The 18,968-nt window shown below is 61.9% G+C and carries 16 protein-coding genes; 6 read left to right on the forward strand and 10 right to left on the reverse strand.

The genetic code is table 11. The annotated features are described in order from the left end of the window. Positions 1–114: 114 nt before the first annotated feature. The 5 genes from CKO42_RS05795 to ribBA form a co-directional block, all read right to left on the reverse strand. Entirely contained in the window at positions 115–654 is a 540-nt protein-coding gene (locus CKO42_RS05795; protein WP_200240372.1) for a phosphatidylglycerophosphatase A family protein, read from the reverse strand. A gap of 108 nt (positions 655–762) precedes the next feature. Continuing rightward, positions 763–1,716, reverse strand: a complete 954-nt coding sequence (gene thiL / locus CKO42_RS05800) for a thiamine-phosphate kinase (protein ID WP_200240390.1) — start codon at positions 1,714–1,716, stop codon at positions 763–765. Between the two features lie 150 nt (positions 1,717–1,866). After that, positions 1,867–2,403 carry a transcription antitermination factor NusB gene (nusB, locus tag CKO42_RS05805; RefSeq protein ID WP_200240393.1) on the reverse strand — a complete coding sequence of 179 codons (537 nt, stop codon included), beginning with the start codon at positions 2,401–2,403 and terminating at the stop codon, positions 1,867–1,869. 1 nt (position 2,404) lies between these two features. Then, positions 2,405–2,872: a 6,7-dimethyl-8-ribityllumazine synthase gene (gene ribH, locus CKO42_RS05810; protein ID WP_200240395.1), complete on the reverse strand. Its 468-nt coding sequence runs from the start codon at positions 2,870–2,872 to the stop codon at positions 2,405–2,407. A gap of 18 nt (positions 2,873–2,890) precedes the next feature. Further along, complete coding sequence (gene ribBA, locus CKO42_RS05815) at positions 2,891–4,006, reverse strand: bifunctional 3,4-dihydroxy-2-butanone-4-phosphate synthase/GTP cyclohydrolase II (RefSeq protein WP_200240398.1); 1,116 nt, start codon at positions 4,004–4,006, stop codon at positions 2,891–2,893. A gap of 151 nt (positions 4,007–4,157) precedes the next feature. Between ribBA and lipA the strand changes: the two genes are divergently transcribed. The 6 genes from lipA to CKO42_RS05845 all read left to right on the forward strand — a co-directional run bounded on the left by lipA (position 4,158) and on the right by CKO42_RS05845 (position 9,541). Further along, the gene (lipA, locus tag CKO42_RS05820; RefSeq protein ID WP_200240400.1) at positions 4,158–5,138 is read left to right on the forward strand and encodes a lipoyl synthase; all 981 of its coding nucleotides are present in this window, start codon (positions 4,158–4,160) and stop codon (positions 5,136–5,138) included. A gap of 186 nt (positions 5,139–5,324) precedes the next feature. Next, entirely contained in the window at positions 5,325–5,705 is a 381-nt protein-coding gene (locus tag CKO42_RS05825; RefSeq protein WP_200240403.1) for a hypothetical protein, read from the forward strand. A 392-nt stretch (positions 5,706–6,097) separates the two neighbouring features. Further along, the gene (locus CKO42_RS05830; RefSeq protein WP_200240405.1) at positions 6,098–6,754 is read left to right on the forward strand and encodes a riboflavin synthase; all 657 of its coding nucleotides are present in this window, start codon (positions 6,098–6,100) and stop codon (positions 6,752–6,754) included. A gap of 811 nt (positions 6,755–7,565) precedes the next feature. Next, complete coding sequence (locus tag CKO42_RS05835; RefSeq protein WP_200240407.1) at positions 7,566–7,847, forward strand: hypothetical protein; 282 nt, start codon at positions 7,566–7,568, stop codon at positions 7,845–7,847. A gap of 65 nt (positions 7,848–7,912) precedes the next feature. After that, positions 7,913–8,251, forward strand: a complete 339-nt coding sequence (locus CKO42_RS05840; protein ID WP_200240409.1) for a hypothetical protein — start codon at positions 7,913–7,915, stop codon at positions 8,249–8,251. 747 nt (positions 8,252–8,998) lie between these two features. After that, positions 8,999–9,541: a C39 family peptidase gene (locus tag CKO42_RS05845; RefSeq protein WP_338034856.1), complete on the forward strand. Its 543-nt coding sequence runs from the start codon at positions 8,999–9,001 to the stop codon at positions 9,539–9,541. Here the strand turns inward: CKO42_RS05845 and CKO42_RS05850 are convergent. The 5 genes from CKO42_RS05850 to CKO42_RS27150 all read right to left on the reverse strand — a co-directional run bounded on the left by CKO42_RS05850 (position 9,459) and on the right by CKO42_RS27150 (position 18,934). Further along, a complete protein-coding gene (locus CKO42_RS05850; protein WP_200240415.1) occupies positions 9,459–11,003 on the reverse strand; it encodes a hypothetical protein in 1,545 nt (514 codons plus the stop codon). The two genes, CKO42_RS05845 and CKO42_RS05850, sit on opposite strands and share 83 nt — an antisense overlap. Before the next feature lie 109 nt (positions 11,004–11,112). Further along, positions 11,113–12,306: a transporter gene (locus CKO42_RS05855; RefSeq protein WP_200240417.1), complete on the reverse strand. Its 1,194-nt coding sequence runs from the start codon at positions 12,304–12,306 to the stop codon at positions 11,113–11,115. A gap of 118 nt (positions 12,307–12,424) precedes the next feature. Then, a complete protein-coding gene (locus tag CKO42_RS05860) occupies positions 12,425–13,963 on the reverse strand; it encodes a sigma-54 dependent transcriptional regulator (protein ID WP_242479153.1) in 1,539 nt (512 codons plus the stop codon). A 605-nt stretch (positions 13,964–14,568) separates the two neighbouring features. Next, on the reverse strand, positions 14,569–15,969 hold the full coding sequence (locus tag CKO42_RS05865; RefSeq protein ID WP_200240422.1) for a ribonuclease H-like domain-containing protein: 1,401 nt from the start codon (positions 15,967–15,969) through the stop codon (positions 14,569–14,571). Between the two features lie 139 nt (positions 15,970–16,108). Beyond that, entirely contained in the window at positions 16,109–18,934 is a 2,826-nt protein-coding gene (locus tag CKO42_RS27150) for a DEAD/DEAH box helicase (RefSeq protein WP_242479154.1), read from the reverse strand. Between the last annotated feature and the right edge of the window lie 34 nt (positions 18,935–18,968).

An 18,968-nucleotide genomic window follows, 5' to 3' on the forward strand; every position in this document is an offset into this window, starting at 1 on the left:
ATAGAGCAGAAAGCGCCTTAGAAAGTGTCCGTCATTAAAAAGTGTCCATCAACTTCTTTCCGATTTTAAGGCCAGTGTTGAGCGATCATCGGTCAGTAGGCAATGGACAACCACTTAGTGCGCGATGGTTGCGACACCATGGCCAAGTGAGGCGCTGACGATCATCGCCATGAAGGTCAACACGACCCAGGTCATGGCGCCGGCGACCAGGTCATCGGCCATGATGCCAAGCCCGCCCTTGAAGCGCTTCTCGGTCCAGCTCACCGGCCAGGGCTTATAGATATCGAACAGGCGGAACAGCAGGAAGCCCATCAGAATCCAAGCCAGGCTGACCACCGGGGCTGCGGCCATCGCGACCAGGAAGCCGACGATCTCGTCCCAGACGATGGACGGGGGATCATCCTCGCCCATCTCGGCGGCGACCTTGTCACAGGCCCAGAGTCCGACGCCGATCAGCACCGCTAGGGCGACCAAGTAGGCTAAGCCTGGCAGATGGGAGAGCACCAGATAGATTGGGATCGCGACCAGGGTGCCCATGGTGCCTGGCGCCATCGGCGAGAGGCCGGCACCAAAGCCATAGGCGATGAGGTGGTCGGGGCGGGTGGGTTGAAAGCTGGGGCTGGCGATGGCGCCAGAGCTTGAGGTCGTGCTCATCGGTTGTCTCCTTGAGGGATTAAGTGGATATTGAGGTGTTGAGCGAGCGTTGATCAGCGGCTTTTAAAGTCAATTGATGTTTGGCGCGGCTGATCTGATGATCGCCGATCAGCGTGCAAAATGATCGTAGCCAGTGCGCTCGCTGTGCCATTGGTGACCCTCCGCGGTCATCCAGCGCAGGCCTGGGCGGGATTCGATCTCGCCGATCTGCGTCAGTGGACAGCCCGCGGCGGCGGCAAGCACGCTCAGTTCAGCAAGATGCGACTTGGGTATGGTAAAGCAGAGCTCATAGTCATCGCCGGCCGAGAGAGGTAAAGACCAATCGCTGCTGGCTGCGACCTCACCGGCGACCTGGTCGGCGAGTGGCAGACGGTCGAGCTGGATGCGGGCGCCGTAGCCGGAGGCCGTCAGGATATGCCCTAGGTCTGAGGCCAGGCCATCTGACAGGTCAATCGCCGCAGTCGCAACCCCGCGCAGCACTTCACCCAAGGTGACCCGCGGCGTTGGCCGCTCGAGACGCTGGCGCAGATAATCGCCGAGCGGCTCACCGCGCTGCACATGCTGGAGTGCGAGCCCAGCGTCGCCGAGCGCGCCACTGACGCAGACGAGATCCCCGGGTCGTGCGCCCGAGCGGCGCAGCGCGTGGCCCTTGGGCACGAAACCGTGCACCTGCACAGAGATGCATAGCGGGCCGCGGGTCAGGTCGCCGCCGACGAGGCGGACGTCTTCGTGACGGGCCAGCTCGGCAAAGCCGCGCGCAAAGGCCTGCAGCCAGTCCTCATCGGGCTCTGGCAAGGTCAGCGCCAGGGTCGCCCAGGCCGGCTCGGCACCGACCGCGGCCAGATCGCTGAGGCCCACCGCGAGTGACTTATGGCCCAGGCCCTCGGGAGCGGTCTCCGGCAGGAAGTGAACGCCGGACACTAGGGTATCGATGCTCACCGCCAGCTCGCGATCGGCGGGCACCTGCAGCAGGGCGCAATCGTCGCCGACATCGACGATGACGTCGCCGCGCGCGCAGCCGAGACCGGTCAGGTGGCGTTGGATCAGATCGAATTCAGACATCGCGATGGCTCTCAACGGGCGCTGCTGTGTTCGGCTTAGTCACTGTTTAGTCACTGTCGATTGTCTGCTTGCCGTTGACTGACGGACAGTGGTGCTCCGAGTCCGAAAGTGGTTGCTGGATGCTGTCTAATCAGGTGGCTAGGCGGATATCTAGGCGGGTGTCTTGCGGGCAAGCTCGTCAGCGCGGGCCGTGCGCGCGACCCGGTCCAGCACCGCGTTGACATAGCGATGGCCCTGTTCGGCACCGAAGGCCTTGGCCAGTTCGACCGCCTCATTGATGACCACCCGCACTGGCAATTCATGGCTGTACAGCAGCTCAAAGGTGCCGATGCGCAGGATACTGCGCTCGACGGGGTCGAGGCTCTGCAGCGAGCGATCGAGGTTGCCGCGCAGGGCGTCGTCGATCTCGTCGGCCTTCTCCGGGACCCCGCGCAGCAGGCTGCTGAAGAGCTGATGATCGTATGGGCGGACGCTCGGCGGTTGCTTGGCCGGCTGGCCGTGCTTGCCGCTCGATGCGGCGGCGGGCGTCTCAGCACGATCTTCAGACATGCCCTCGGCAATCGCCTCCATCCAGGACGGGTCGTCGAAGAAATGGCTGGCGATCTCGGCTGGCGTTTGCCCGCTGACCTGCCATTGGTAGAGCGCGAGCACGGCATAGCGACGCGCCTCGCTGCGGCGTCCGGCCATCTCAGGACAGTCCGCGCAGGAGGTCGACCATCTCAATGGCCGAAAGCGCGGCCTCAGCGCCCTTGTTGCCGGCCTTGGTGCCAGCCCGCTCAATGGCTTGCTCGATGGTGTCGACCGTCAGTACGCCAAAGGTGACCGGGAGGCCGTGCTTGAGGCTGACCTGCGCCATGCCCTTCACGCATTCGCCGGCGACGTATTCGAAGTGCGGCGTGCCGCCGCGGATGACCGCACCGAGGGCGATGACGGCGTCGTAGCCGCCCTTGGCCGCGATGCGCTCGATCACGACTGGCATCTCGAAGGCGCCGGGCACCCGCACGATGCTGAGGTCGGCCTCTTCGGCGCCGTGGCGCTTGAGGGTGTCGATGGCGCCTTTCTCCAGGCTCTCGACGATGAAGCTGTTCCAGCGCGACACCACCAGGCAATATCTCGCGTTGCCGGCGCGCAGCGCACCTTCATAGGTCTTGATCATTTTTGTATGCTCTAAAGGCTAGCCACCGAGGTATTCAACAACCTCGAGGTCGAATCCGGAAATGCCGTGCATGGCCTTTGGTGCGCTCATGACGCGCATCTTGTGCACACCGACATCGGCGAGGATTTGGGCGCCGATGCCGTAGGTGCGTAGCTCATTGCGGGTGCTGTGTGTGGAGGCTGGCGCCGCTGCCTGGTCGCCAGGCTCGGCGATCGCGGCCAGCTTGGCGAGCACATCTTCGCCCTGATCGCGATTGCGAAGCACCACGATCACTCCCTCGCCGGCATCGGCCATCTGCCGCATCACATCATCGAGCGGCCAGCCACAGGCCGGGTGCTGGACGCGGAACAGGTCGCAGACGGTATTTTGCAGATGCACCCGCACCAGGGTTGGTCGTTCGGGATTGACCTCACCCATGACCAGTGCGAGGTGTATGTCATTGTCGATGGTGTCGCGATAGGCGGTGACCTTGAAGGTTCCGACCGCGGTAGGCAGGCTGCCCTGAGCCTCGCGGATGACGGCCTTCTCATTCGCAACACGGTAGTGGATGAGGTCGGCGATGGTGCCAATCTTCAGTCCATGAGCGGCGGCGAACGTCTCGAGGTCAGGCCGGCGCGCCATGGTGCCGTCTTCGTTCAAGATTTCGACGATGACGGCGGCCGGCTCGAAGCCGGCGAGACGGGCCAGGTCGCAACCGGCCTCGGTATGCCCGGCGCGGACCAAGACGCCGCCTGGCTGCGCCATGAGTGGGAAGACATGCCCGGGCTGGACCAGATCGCTCGGCTTGGCGTTGTCGGCAACCGCGGCCGCCACAGTGCGGGCACGATCTGCAGCTGAGATGCCTGTGGTCACCCCGCGTGCAGCCTCGACTGAGACAGTAAACGCCGTCGAATGCGCAGCGGTGTTGGCGTTGACCATGAGCGGCAACCGCAGCCGCTCGCAGCGCTCTTTGGTCAAGGTCAGGCAGATCAGGCCGCGGCCATATTTGGCCATGAAGTTGATCGCTTCCGGCGTCACGCTATCGGCAGCAAGCAGCAGATCACCCTCGTTTTCGCGATCTTCGTCATCCATCATGATGACCATGCGCCCAGCACGGAGCTCGTCGATAATTTCTTCGGTCGAATTCAGAGTCATGGCACGGGAAACGTCAGGGCGCGCGGCGCGAGGTCAAGCCGACTAGCATAACGCAGCGTCTGCTAAGCGTCACTCGGTGGCTGCTGCCGTGCGTCGTGTAGCCAATGTTAGACTGATCATCATTGCTCCGCTGTCGAAGAGTTTCTCGTCAATGCCTAACCCCCATAGCCTCACTGCCCCGTCTCGGTTGAGCCCGGATACGCATCAGCGCGGTCAAGACAAGGTCTCGCGCATCCCTGTCAAGGTCGAGCGGCTGAGCGAGATCCCGCGCAAGCCGGCCTGGATTCGCGCAAAGGCGCCAGTTGGCCCTGGCGTCGCGCGGATCAAGCGCCTGCTGCGTGAGAACAAGCTCGCGACGGTCTGTGAAGAGGCACAATGTCCAAACCTGGGCGAGTGCTTCAACCACGGCACCGCAACCTTCATGATCCTTGGTGATGTCTGTACCCGGCGCTGTCCGTTCTGCGATGTTGCCCACGGCCGGCCGCAGCCGATCGACGCGGCCGAGCCTGAGCTGCTAGCGGAGTCTGTTGAGCGCATGGGGCTCCGGTATGTTGTGATCACCTCGGTTGATCGGGACGATCTGCGCGATGGTGGTGCCGGGCACTTCGCGGCTTGTCTGAAGGCGGTGCGTGCGCGCTGCCCCGCGACGAAGCTCGAGGTCTTGGTGCCGGATTTCCGCGGCCGCGAGGAGCCGGCGCTGGCCGCGTTTGCGGGTGCGGCGACGCCTGATGTGTTCAATCACAATCTGGAAACCGTACCGGCGCTCTATCCTGAGGCGCGGCCAGGGGCCGACTATGCCGGCTCGCTGCGGCTGCTGGAGCGCTTTAAGGCACTCCACCCACGCGTGCCGACCAAGTCTGGGCTGATGCTCGGCCTCGGCGAGACCTCCGAGCAGGTGTTGGCAGTGATGGCCGATCTGCGCGCACAGGGTTGCGATATGCTCACACTGGGTCAGTATCTGCAGCCGAGCCGAGAGCATCTGCCGGTGCGTCGCTACTGGGAGCCGGCGGAATTCGAGGCGCTGCGTGACGCTGGCGAGCGGATGGGGTTCAGCAACGTTGCGAGTGGTCCGATGGTTCGCTCCTCCTATCACGCGGATCAGCAGGCGATTGGCGCGATCGGCCCAGAATGATCGAGCGATGCTCGCGTACGGCTCGTGCTGAAGTTTCTTTCGGCTGATGCCCGATGGCTCACCGGCCTTCGGTGAGTCAGCCTGCCCAGACAGGGGCGCGACAGGCTCCAAGTCGGCGCCTGGAACGTCGGTGACTGGCGCCAGCTTCTTACAGCGTTTGGCGCAAATCATTAGACGAGGTATTGGTTGTCGACGTTGATGTTGTTTCAGTTGGCGTTTGCATTCCTGCTGTTCATGGTGCTTGTCGCCTCCATACACAGCCTCAACCGTGCCGCCTTCGATCGGTATGGCTATGAGCCCTTCGCCCCGCCGAATGCGGCGCTGATGTGCATCCCGAGCTTGCTGTTGCTGTCGGTTGCGTCCGCGCTTCCTTCGCTGGCGGCACTCGGAACGCCTGAGCCAGTGGTGGTCGTCAAACTGCTCATCTGGGCACTGTTTCTCGTGTCGATGTTTGCCTTGCTGAGCTGGCGGACAAATCGGTGGATCGCCGGGATTGCGGCACTGATCCTCGCCGTGGCGGCTCCGGTCGTGCTGTTGACGGTCCTGTTTCAACGTTTGTCGCGCTGAGTGTTAGCCGATCAAAGGCACTGTCAAGCCCGAGCGCTTGGGAGTTGCCCACAAGTCGCGGGGCGGCTTGGCCAGTCGGGAGTGCTTGCGGCAAGCGTCTTTCTCTGGTCAGCTGAGTTTGAATAACTCATTGTTTAATAATGTTAAATTTTCGGCGGGCAAGGTTTGTCCGATTTAACTGAAGCGTCAAGAAGTCATGCACTTAGCAAGGGTTTCGACAATGTATCCACTGACTTATCCACAGGTTCTGTGGATCACTGCCGAAACGCAAGCTGCGCTAATGGCTTGCATCCGTTTGTGGAATCGGCGGCGAGCTTTGTGGCCCAAGCTTGGCACGCTCGTCAGCGCGATCGCTGCCCTAGTCGCAGCGCTCGAGCAGTTCGGAGGTAGCGATGTTCACTGGCATCATTGAGGCGATCGGTCGGGTCGAGGCACTCGAGGATCGCGGCGGCGATCAGCGTATTCGGGTCGACGCCGGTGCGCTCGACCTGAGCCAGGTCTCGCTGGGCGATAGCATTGCCGTCAACGGCGTTTGCTTGACTGCGGTCGAGCTGACGGCACGCGGATTTGCGGCGGATGTCTCGCGCGAGAGCTTGTCGCTGACCACGCTGGGCAAGCTCAGCGCCGGCGCCCGGGTCAATCTGGAGCAGGCATTGCGACTGTCGACGCCGCTCGGCGGCCATCTGGTGAGCGGCCATGTCGATGGCGTTGGTACCTTGCTCGAGGTCCGCGAGGATGCCCGCTCTTGGCGTCTGCAGATCCATGCGCCCGGAGAGCTGGCGCGCTATATCGCCGTGAAGGGCTCGATCTGCATCGACGGCACCAGCCTGACCATCAACAAGGTCAAGGGCGCCGTCTTCGAGCTGAATATCGTCCCGCACACTCTCAGCGCGACCATTATCGGCGAGTATCGCGTCGGCACCCAGGTGAACCTGGAGGTCGATCTGATCGCCCGCTATCTGGAGCGCTTGTTGCTCGGTGAGCAGGCGGCGGAGCACAGCGGTGCTGGGCTGACCGAGGAGTTCCTGCGTCGTCATGGGTTCGCTTGAGGTCGAGATGCTGGCGAGCCGTTCGAATGTGCCCACGTCATTGCTGTGAGTGCGGGGCAGGTGGAGGTTGGACTGGGACGAGCGCTCGGATTCGTGCTGGCGTAATAAGGCGCTGAGACCGCCCTGCGGGTGGATGGCAATGACCCTGCGGGTGAATGGAAAAGCCTGCAAATGCTGTTCACGCTCGCGTGGCAAGTGTGCGAGCCCCCGATGCTCGTCGCCAAGCTAAGCGCCTCTAGATTGCGCTCCTTGTCTCGATGAAGCTTGATGCCGGAGTGGTCGGATACGCGACCCTCTGGGCGCATGAGCTTTTGGTTGATAACGAAGCCCCCTAGCGAAACCTCTCAGACGATGTCGCGAACCTTAGGTTGGGCGCTTTAGGTCCGGCAATCCGCTCCGTCTCCTCATCCAGCCTTCCGGGCCGCACGAAACACCTGTCAGCTATTGATACAACTGGAGAAAAAGCTCTAGTAAGGCTCGTAGTGCCTTGTTTTCAGGGATACAACTCGCTATTCATCCTGAATTCGGAGTCGGCTTGCGGCTACAGCTGTTCGTTTTTGAAACGATTTCCACTTGTTTCGAGTTGCTCGAATCCTATTCGAAATTCTATTGGGTTTTGTTTTTGTTGCTTTTTTTCTCTTTGGCACAGCTCTTGTTAAGTACTTCGTCAGCGGCCAATCGCCCGCACTGAGCAGACTCCATGACGGGTCGGTGACGAGTGATCTGGGCCGCTACAGGGAGTCATTCCCTTAATCGACGCAACGCCCTGCGCGTTCGCGTAGCGCTAATTGTAAAACTTAGGAGACGACGAATGAAGACGAAACTCGTAGCCGCTTTAGGGTTGCTGGCTGCTTCCAGCCTGGCCATGGCTGATGATGCGGTTCAACTAACCGCTGCCGAGATGGACGGCGTGACGGCTGGCGCAGCATCTGGCTTGGTGTTTAACCTGATCGCCACAGGTAACGCGCTCGCAGCATCCAATATCGTTGCAAACACGTCGGATACAGAGATTGCGAATATCGTTGTCCAACTGACCAGCATCTCGCAGACGCTGTCTTTTGTTGGCGCGAACGGCTTTTCGATCGCCCAGTAAATAGAGTCAGATTCGGCTCTATCTTTCCGGATCTAGCTTAAGTAAAAATCATAGGAGAACTGACCATGAAGCGCATGATGATCACCGTTGCCGGTGCCTCGATGCTGGCCCTGAGCGGAGCTGTTTTTGCTGAGAGCTTCGAGCTATCCGACACGCAGCTCGATGGTGTAACCGCAGGTGCGACCGCCGTGTTCAATTTCTTCACGACAGCAGGTGGTGATTTCGGCACCACCTCAGGTGCAAACGTCGTGACGATTGCCGATACCGGGCCTGGTGGCTTCAACCCTGTTGTTCCGGGTCTCGATTATGCCGCTGTTTTTCTGAACGCTGGCTCAATCGCAAATTCTGTGTTTGGCGTGGCCGCATCACAGACCTCAGGTGCCATCGGTTCCAGCCTACCTTAACCCAGGGCTTAAGGCAGGGGCCTAACCCTCAGTTAAGGGCTGGCCCCGCCTATTGCCACAGCTCACAGGAGTAAAGCGATGAGTAAGTTTAAGCGCGCTGCCCTGATGTCTATCGGGATGGCGCTCGCAATGACTTTGGCACAGGCGGATGCCGAAGATGCTCTGTTGTTAAATGACTAGCAGATGGACTCAGTGACGGCCGCTGGCAGCGCCAATTTGACGTTTGACGCCTTAGCAAGCTCAGGGCTTCTAGCGGTGACCTATGCGGACGGTGTGGCTACAACCTATCAGGCGGCTCTGTTCGGCCCGCCCCATCAGGCAGAAGTGAGTGTATCTATGGGGAGTGCTAACGCTGTTGCACAGGGCGACGCGCCGTTTGCATCCAGCAGCATAAACCCGACGACGGCAACGACCCCTGGGCCAGCGGTTTATGAGAACAGCTTCGGCATGGCGATTAGCACGCCGAACATCGGATACAGCATGGGATGGTCTTTATCGGTGACATCAACGGCCAATCCTTGGGCGCTAACCGGGCTCTAGCAATGCTTCCCAGGCGACTGCTCTCTGCGAGATTGCCGCGGTGTTTACAACCATTCAACATTGGGTTTTCTAGACATGCCTTCTGAGCATCAATGGCCCAACATCAATGTTCGCTGCTTGATTGCAGCGAACGCACTCGCATCCCTTTGCTTCATCGCGAGCTTCATTCTGGGGAGCAACCTGGCTCAGGCCTCTCAGTCGCGCGTCGTGACCTCACTCCTGGAACTTCGGCAGCAGAATGTCGCAGCCCAGGAGTGGGATCTCAGCTGTGGCGCGGCCGCGTTGACGACAGTACTGAATCACCAGCACGATGATCCTGTCTCCGAGCGGGAGGTCGCCATTGGCCTGATGGGGCGCCAGGAATACGTGGACAATCCGCTGCTCGTACAGGCACGTGAAGGATTCTCGCTGCTGGATCTGAAGCGGTTCGTCGAATCACGCGGCTATCAGGGGATTGGCCTCGGCCAGCTCGAGTTGGACGGGCTGGTGCAGCGCGCCCCGGTGATCGTGCCTATCAAGACAAAGGGCTACAATCATTTTGTCATCTTTCGCGGCGTGGCCGGTAACCGCGTTCTTTTGGCCGACCCGGCCTGGGGTAACCGGACCATGCGCAGATCAAGGTTTTTGGACGCCTGGATCGACTACCCGAAACTGGGTCACATTGGCTTCATCGTCGCGTTAGCATCGGGTGAGCAGGCTGAGCCCTATCGGCTCGCGCCGAGGGAAAGCGAATTTCTGTTCCTGCGGTGACATTTGCGCCGCACATCCGCTTTGGCCAAGCTCGTCCGGCGACGAGTCCGACAACCAGCAGCAGTAGCGTCGGCGGTGAGGGGATGCTGCGGTATTCGCGACCTGCGAACGATAACACTGCCCCAATCGGTGCGATGAAATCCGAACCCCAATCAGTGTCTGTTTGTCCGGGGATGTCCAGCGAAATAAAGAGTTCCGGAAGTAATAACGAGTTGGGGGTATTGAGCCTTGCGAAGGCGCTGAGCCAGTCAGAGTCGTTCGCGTCCCCGATTGCTTGGTTCAAGATCGGCGCGAATAGGTTGAACCCCTGCTCATCAACGTAGCGCTCATCGAAAACAAAACTGGGCGTGTTTGCGCGGTAAAGGACATCGCCGCGGTTGCTCAGTAATTGAAACGATCCGCCGGCGAAAAAGGCGCGTCCATCGTCGACGCTAAGCAGCCGTAGTGGATCGAGCTTGAGAGAACCCGTCGACAACGGATCGTCTACATAGCTCGGGTCGAGCCAATCCGTAGAGTCCTCTGAGAGGAGGGTTATCGGCATCGGATCGACGGTCAGCAGGCCGGTTTCTGCGTCCCAGACTGCTTGAGTGTTCCCGCCGAGAGAGCCTGTCTGCAGGCCCAGGCGCGGTGCTGCGGCCGGTGGTGCTTCCGCCGCGTACTCTAAGTGATCAAGGCTCAGACTGAAACTAAACGCAGCGGGGTTGGCTATGTTATTCATCGATAAGTGAACGGAAAAGCCGGAGCCTGCGGCAGGTGTTCCGCTGAGTAGGCTGCCGAGCCAGTCGCGCACTGCGCTGCTGTTCGGTAGATCCGTCGCGCTGGCGCTGAGTTGCCCGTCCTCGGAGACGAATGAAAAGCCCAGGCTGCCGATGAGCGCGCTCACCGGCGAGCCAGTTGCGTCGAATCCGCTCTGGACGATAGAGAGCATTTGCGACATATAGGCAAAGGACGCGCTGGGTTGCGTGCTGATCCCGAGGTCGGTCAGGCTCCAGCTCAGAGACAGCGCAGGTGGCCGACCGTTGTCTAGCGCCTCGACGTTTATGTCATCGATCCTGGCTGCGCCGGTGACCATGACCCTTGCGAACAGCGCGTCAGTCGACTGAGAGCGTGCGAGAGTCGAGTGAGCGAGGTCGATCCGCGCGATCTCCGACGAACGATTGAGCGCGCCACCCTCGATGACCCGCGGCCCTGGATTGACGATGACTGTGGCTGAGCCCAATGCCTCATGATAAGTCTCGGTTGCTTGCGGCCCTAGCGCTACTGCCGCGCCCTGTAAGGAGGTTATGGACTGCGTCGTCATGTTAGGCCATGGTGATAAAACGACGTTCTCCGCCGCGACCGAGATGGACATCTCGCTACTCGTGTACGCGAAGGGGATGGGGGTGGCGACGGCCGTGGGGGCGCTCAACAGGATCGGGAGGGCCTGCAGTAGCACCGAAGTAAGCTTGCGATTGATGGTCATCGTGATCTCTGGTTAGCGTGAACTGGTTAGCGTGAAACAGACACTTCATTTTCCGGGGTGGCGAAGCGCTATGAACGTTAGTTGCTGCGCAAGTGGATCGATGTAGCCATCAGAACCTGATTGGCAGTGATACTGCGAAGGCATAGTCGGGAGCACTATCGGTCAGTCCGACGACGGCGCTTAACGAAAGCAAGAGATTGCGCCCGAGGATGAAGGAGGCGCCAAACGCCATAACGCTGGTGGTTTCATCGCTGCCAGGGATCGACTGACCACCGATTCTCGTCTCTTGGGCAAAGGTCTGCGCAAGGGACATGCTGAGCGACGTCTCTGGGCTGGCCGCCAGGGAGACACCGAACGAGATGCCGAGCTCGTCGCCGGGGTCGATATTGTCCTTCTCGAACGTGGTCTCGTAGGATAAGCTGGCCGTCAATGCGAGGGGATCTTGGCGCGCCAACGCGCTCAAGGAGCCGCGCAGCTCGCTGAAGCCGATCCCGAGGGCGAGGTCGTTATCGAAGCGCTCGCCGGTATCGCTGTCCCAGGTCAGGCGCGCCACTAAGTCGGGCCACCATTGATCCTGCTGCAGCAGCGTCTTGGCGAAGCCAACCTTGATGTCACCCAGGGAGCTGCCATTACCTTTGGCCTCGTTGAGTCCATTGAGACTGCTGGGCTGAACCAGTGACTGACTGACGTAGCGATAGGGGATGTCTAGCTCGAGCTGCGTGTCCCAAGGTAGCCCGGCCCGGCCGCGAAGGCCGAGATCCCATTCATTGCGGCGACTCTCGATGGAGCCAGCCGCCACCCCACGCGGATCGATCACCAGGGTTGGCTGATCCGTCTCCCGCCGTGCATAGGCGACATAGGGCTCGAGCTCGAATTGACCTGCCGGTAATAGCAGCACGCCTTCTTGGGTTAGGGTTCGTTCCAAGGCGCGTTCGGCCGCCAGCGGGTCGACCTCAACGACACCTGGCCGCGGCGCTGTATTTGGCCTCGAGCGACGGTCGGAGGGTGCTGGGTTGGGGCTCGGGTTCGGTCGTGCAAGGTCGCTTGAGGCTGGTGCTGCCGCAACTTTGGCTTGAGCCCAACGTTGCTCCAGACTTACCACCCGATCGAGTAATTCATCAATGATCGCGTCTCGGCGTGCCACGGCGGCCTTCAGTTCGGCGATCTCGGTGCTGGTGTCCGCGATGGCTGCAGTTGGCAGGGCGCTTGGCGCTATACCCCACATCACGACGTGCAATAGGCTGGCAGGGAAGACCAACCGGCGGTTGAGTAGGTGCCTATTAGGATTTTTGTCTGTGTCCATATTGGTTCTTCTTGGATGGATGGGCAGTGCTGAATGCTGCTAAAGAACCCGCCTGATAGTCAGCGCGCAGGCGGTTGCGAAGCTGAGCTGTTGTGGCATCTCGATGCGCGGTCGATACTCAGCGGCGGTAATGCCCCCCCCTCTGTGGGGGGCGCAGGGAACATGCGGCTGCCTCCTGGACCCGTTGACGCGGGGCGGGAGGTGCGGATGCCGCGGAGCAGGGTGACGTCTTGCGGGGCGTGGGGACGTATTGCGCAACGTTGTCGAGGCGCGGCGGGGCTGCCTGGGGGTTGCTACCGTCTGCCGCAACTTGGAGACCATGCTTGTCCATGAGACGGTAGAGCGTCGCCCGTGAAATTCCGAGCCGCTTGGCGGCCAGCGAGATCGTGCCGCTGCTTTGGCTTAGGCTACGCTTTAAGGCGCCAATCTCAGCTTGAGCGCGAATCTGCTCTAGCGAGTATCCACCTGCTTCCTGCATCAAATGGCCCAGGCCCAGGTCTTCTGGCGTGATCAGCGCGTGCTCCGATACCGCCATGGCGCCCCGCATACGGTTGATCAGTTCGCGGACATTGCCCGGCCACGCGTGCAGGCGCATGGCCTTGACCGCTTTCGGGCTCAATCCCCGGATACCGCCACGCTTTTCCTTGGCATGGGCCTCGAAGAAGTATTCAGCCAACAATTCGATGTCTTCGACGCGTTCTCGCAGCGGCGGCATCTCCAGGTGGAGGACGTTGAGCCGGTAGTAGAGGTCTTCGCGAAAGCGGCCTTCAGCCACTGCTCGCTCGAGATCGATGTGGGTAGCCGCGAGGATGCGAAGATCGAGCGGGATGTCGACATGGCCACCGACGCGCTGGATACTGTGCTCTTGGAGTACGCGCAACAGGTTGACTTGCAACTGTTGCGGTAGGTCACCGATCTCATCGAGGAACAAGGTGCCTCGATTCGCTGATTCGATCTTGCCGATGACACGCTGGTTCGCGCCACTGAAGGCCCCGCGCTCATAGCCGAATAGCTCCGACTGGATCAGACTGGCCGGCAGTGCTCCGCAGTTAACGGCGACGAAAGGCCCCTCGCTGCGGCGCGAAAGGTGGTGAAGTGCTCGAGCTGTGAGTTCCTTGCCGGTGCCGCTTTCGCCGGCGATCATGACCGGGGCGTCAGAGACTGCTAGCCGAGTGATGCGCTGCCGGAGTGCTTTGAGCGCAAGGCTGTTTCCTACCAGCCCCAACGAGGGGTTGTCATTTTTGGTCGAATGTCGCTGGCGCCGCCGAAGGCTAGCCATTCCGAGGGCATGGCCGAGCGTGATCTGCAATCGGTCAAGATCGATCGGTAGAGTGTGGTAGTCGTAACAGACTTGGGAGACCTCTTCGCGGACCTCATGCCGACAGAGGCTGTCACTCTTAAGCAGCGCAATCCAGTGCATGTCTGGGGGGCAGTTCCCGGCGAGTCCCAGCAGCGCTTTGCTAGAAGGGAGCGAATCGAACTCGACCAGACCAAGGCTTAGCCGCCTCGTGTCTGCCAACGTCCGCGCCTCCTCGATACTGCGGGCAATTAAGGTGTTCCAGCCGTTTGCGTGCAGTGCTTGGTAGACGCCCTGCCCGCCATCTGCAGCCAAGTAGAGTAGATCTCGTTTTTCGAGCGCTCGCGCGTCAATAGTCATTGACATCTTTCCCCCGATTGTCACGCGATTAGTGTCCCGCGCTGCGCCTTGTAGGCGGTGATTATTCTCGTTAGAAATTCCCCGCTGCAGCTCTCAATGTTTGTGTTTACCGATGATCTATCTCCAAGTGATCAGTCAAAAGCTTCATGTCTGTCTCCTGCGCATCTCCAGCCGCTCGGCCAAGTCGCGTGCTGCAGCTTGGTCTCGATTGGTCTTGTTCTGCGTGCATGTCAACAGTCTGTGCTTAACGTATTTCATCGAGCGCAACGGGTGTATCAGGTAAATGCTGAGCGAAGCATTCAGCGCCCACACCATTCCGGCTTGCAGCTAATCGGTAATCGGTACTGGTTCAGGCCATCGCAGCTGGCCATGGCTCGGGTAAACCCGACGACACTCGACAACGACCATGGCGATGAGATCTTAGCGGCCGACGAGAACGAGCTCTTTCTGTTTGCTTTCAGAGCATTGGGAAGAGCAAAGGAAGCTCTAGTCCGGTCGAGGTGACCATTGATCGAGAGCGTAGTGGTACGCTTCAACGCGCCAGTGATCGTGGTGGCGAAAGCTGAGTACAGGTGTGGGGCTGACGCCTTGCGGACTGTAAGAGGTCAGTCTGTAGAAGAGTTGGCTGCAGGTTTTGGTGGCGCGCCAAGAAGCATCTCAAGGCGCCGCTGCAGTCGCGTGCAACGATGCACATGCTCGGGCGTCATCGGCAGTTGCCGAGCATAGCTAAGAGCGAGGCTAAGGTTGCCGCAGACGTGCTCCTGGTATTTCGCCAGATCAACCAGGGCGCTGATCGTGCCTTCGGCGGCGAGCCGTTCCCAGATGCTGACGGCCTCGCTCCAGGCACCGCGTCGCCGCTTCAGTCGCGCGAGCACCAAGGCTGCTGCGGGCTCAAGATCGCGCGAGGCGGCGTCCAATAATCGCTCTGCCTCTCGCGCTTGACCGTTGCGCTCGAGCTGCCGGGCCAGTGCCGAGAGATCGGCCCCATAGCTCAGCGGCTCGCGTTGGACCTGGCTCAGCGCTGGCAGCAAGGCCGCTAACGACAGCAGATCGAGCCGGTTGTGGCGCAGCACCGCGCCGAGCCGCGCCGGGTTGCCCTCGCGCAGCCAGTCCAGCCAGGCGGCAGGTGCTTCGGCGCCGGGCAGGTCATCGGCGCGCTCGAAGCCAAGCAGACGTTGCTCGCAGCTCGCCAGCCGGCAGTTGGGCCAGCGCGTCGCGAAGGCACGTCGGATTGGATACAGCAGATCGAGATGCGGGATGGACTCCGGCAGACCGGGGAGGCCGTTCAGGCGCAGCCGGGTCTCGAGCAGTGGGAGGTCAAAAGTCTTGCCGTTGTAGCTGATCAGTGGATTGGCCGCGGCAAGCTCGGGCTGAATCCGCGCCATCATGGCTGGCTCAGCATCCAGCTCGAGCAGCAGATACTGGCGCAGCCGGATCTCGCTGCCCTGGATGCGCCCGATGCCGATGACGAAGGCCCAGGTGCCGGTGCCCCCGGCGAGGCCGCTGGTCTCGGTGTCGATGAAGGTCCATCCGTCCGGTGCTGGGAGCGCCAGGCGGGTGAGGTTGGTCTCTGCCAAGTGGCACTCGAGCCCGTGCGCGGGTTGAAAGCGCCCGTGGCGTTGAGTCAAGGGCTGGTGGCGCTCCAGCTGCAGGAGCCCCGGCGCGATGATCTTGGCGCCGAGGCTTTCGGCCAGTGCCTCTGCCGTTGGCCGTTCGTAGACGCGCTTGGGACCAGTAGTGGAGAGACGGCGGATGCGCTCGGCGAGGCTCAGTGGCCTTGCTTTGGCGGCGGTCGCGTCAGGCCCAAGCAGTTCGGTTTCAGCAGCTTTATCGACGGGCTGGCCAGGATCGCGGCTGTGTTGATCCTGCGGGTCTCGGTCCGGCTCTTGGCTTCGGGCGTCAGGCGAGATCTCGGCCAGACCGGATCGCGCCGACGTTTGCGGAGCTAGAGGCTGTGTGCCGGTCCTCGCGCGCAATCGACGCAAGCGTTCTTGCAGGCTCGACATTAGGAAATCCTAATCGATCACCATAGTTGCTGGCTGACAGAGATGGGGGCGCTGGTGAATCGGTTGTGGCCAGTCCATGTGGCGCATCGGACGCTGCCCCGTAAACGACTCGGCCGGTTTCGGTTGGTCTCAGGCATGATTACGCAACGCCCCCGTTGAGCAACACTAGCACGCTGAGAGCGGCCTGCTTCGGGGTCAATGTGCGGTTCTCATCGCCAGCCAAGATCGGCCCGACGCAGGCCGGGCAGCCGGCGCGGCAGGCGCAGCCGCGCACCAAGCCGAGCGCATCCTGTACCAGCACCGCGGCATCATCGAACAACGGCGCCGACAGCCCGACACCGCCGGGGAAGTTGTCGTAGAGAAACAGCGTTGGCTCGAAGCGATCGCCGGGCGGCTGCTCCAGCGGTTCGTTGCTCGGTCCACGCAATTGCCCGCGACCGTCACTACCGAGCACCGCGGACCAGCTGCCCTGGCTGTCGCCGACCGCGCGCCCGAGATCCCTGACTTCGGCCATCGCCCGCAGGGCGGCGACATGGTGCAGTGCATAAGCGGCGCCGAGGAAGCCCTCGATCGCATGCTCGCGCGCCGGCAACGCCTGCTCGAGTGCCATGGGCTCGGCCTGCCACCAGACCGCAGTGGTGTGCATCTCTTGGTCGGGCAGATCGATGTGGCCGTAGCCGATATTGTCGTGGCTGTAATAGCGGATCTTCTTGTAGCCGGGATAGCGCCGGACGATGTGCACCTCGCCGTGCGAGGCTGCTGCGAAAGGGCATTCAGCGGCCGTACTGGTGAACGCTGACGGAGAAATCGACGCGAAGTCCTGTGAAACCTTTGGTGTCGCAGTCGCAGGTTGCGCCGGCATCTCGGGCAGGGGCGTGGCGCCTGATGCGGCAGGCTCGGCGGATGCGGCGCTTGCTACCGAGGCGGCTGTGGTCGCAGCGGTTGCGGCCCAGTCCGTTGTGCCCGCAGTGGTCGGCGTTGCGGCTGTCGGCCGACCGAGTGCGCGGCTGTCGAACCGATCAAGGATCTTCAACCGCGTGTAATCGATCGCATCGGTGTAGTAGTCGGCGCGGGTCTGGCGCACGAAGGCCTTGCGCCCGGTCCAGTCGAGCCGCTCGACCTGATAGGGCTGCGACTGCACCATGTAGATCGCACCCTCGTAGACGGTGCCCGGCGCGCTGCTGTAATCGACCTCGGCGATGATGGTCTGCTTGCCGTCGCTGATGTCGATGACGACGAAGTTGCCCTCCGCCACCGAGCGCAGGGAAACGGCATTGGCCGGGTAGCTGTCGGCGATCCAATACCAGCGCCCGCCATTGGGGCCGGCTTGACGCTGCAGCACACCCTCGTCACGCAGGTAGCTGAGCATCTCGCCGAGATCCTCATCGCAGCCGGGACCGCCGAACTGATCGCCATCTTGGAACGGCAGCTCGAAGGCGGCGCAGCGCACATGGTCCATCAGGATCAGCAGCTGATTGGGATGGATGCGCGCATGCTCGGGCGAGGCGCCAAGGAAGAACTCCGGGTGCTGCACCATGTACTGATCCAGCGGATCGCTGGTCGCCACCAGCACGCCGAGGCAAGGGCGATTGCGCCGGCCGGCCCGCCCCAGGCGCTGCCAGGTGGCGGCGATGGTGCCTGGGTAGCCGTTCAGCACAGCGACATCGAGCGCGCCGATATCGACCCCGAGCTCCAGCGCCGAGGTGCTGACCACGGTGTCGACGCGTCCGGCGCGTAGCGCCTGCTCGGCCGCGCGTCGCTCGCTCGGCAGATAGCCGCCGCGATAGGCGAGCACCCGCGGTGGGCGTCGCGGGTCGCGATCGAAGACGTCCTTCAGGTACTTGGTGATCACCTCGACCATCAGCCGCGAGCGGGCGAAGACGATGTTCTTCAGTCCGCTCTTGGTCGCCATCCGCGCGATGCGGGTGGTCTGCGAGCGCGCCGAGGCGCGGATGCCGAGGTCCGGATTGATCACCGGCGGATTCCAGAGCAGCAGATGGCGCTCGCCTTGCGGGGCGCCGCTGTCGGTGATCGGGACCACCGGCGCGCCGATCAGCCGCTCGGCGAGCTCGGCTGGATTAGCGATGGTGGCCGAGGCGAAGATGAACTGTGGCCTGACCCCATAGAACTGGCAGATCCGCTGCAGTCGGCGAAAGACATTGGCGACATGCGAGCCGAAGACCCCGCGATAGCTGTGCAATTCGTCGACGACGATGAACGCCAGCGACTCGAAGAACTGCGCCCATTTGGTGTGATGTGGCAGGATCGCCTGATGCAGCATGTCCGGGTTGGAGACGACGATATCGCCGCGGGTACGCACCGCTTTGCGCGCGTCGCCCGGGGTGTCGCCGTCGAAGTTGAAGGCCTTGATGCCGAGGGTGGTCGCCGCATCGGCTGGCGCAGGGCCCGCGCATGCTGCGCTGGCATGCGCGGTCGTTGCCCGGGAGCCGGCGATCCGGTGTTGGAACACTGGCACTGCATCCGTCGCGAGGCCAAGGTGGCCTGTGGATGCCTCGCCAGGACAGCGCTCAGCGCCGACCTTCGGGCTGCTAGCTCGATTGAGCTCCATCAGCTCCGCAACCTGATCCTGCGCCAGCGCCTTGGTCGGGAACAGGTAGAGCGCCTTGGCGCTACGGCTGAGCACCGCATCGAGCACCGGCAGGTTGTAGCAGAGGGTCTTGCCGGACGCGGTCGGTGTGGCGACCACCAGATGCTCGCCCTGCTGCGCCAGATCCCAGGCCGCGCGCTGATGGCTGTAGAGGCTGGTGAAGCCTCGCGCCGCCAAGGCCTCGCTTAGCGCTGGATGCATTGATTCCGGGATCGGCGCCTGGCGTGCCGCGGTCGCTGGCATGCGCAGCTCGCCGGTGATGCGGGTGCTGTACTTGCGATGCAGTCGTGCCAGCAGGCGGTTGACGCGGTCATCGTCCGCGCCTTCATGGGTCCCGTTCATCTCGTCAATGCTCATGCACCCTCGGCTGAATAACGCGGTCTTGGCTGTT

It is taken from the genome of Lamprobacter modestohalophilus (assembly GCF_016583905.1).
Lineage (GTDB): Bacteria > Pseudomonadota > Gammaproteobacteria > Chromatiales > Chromatiaceae > Lamprobacter > Lamprobacter modestohalophilus.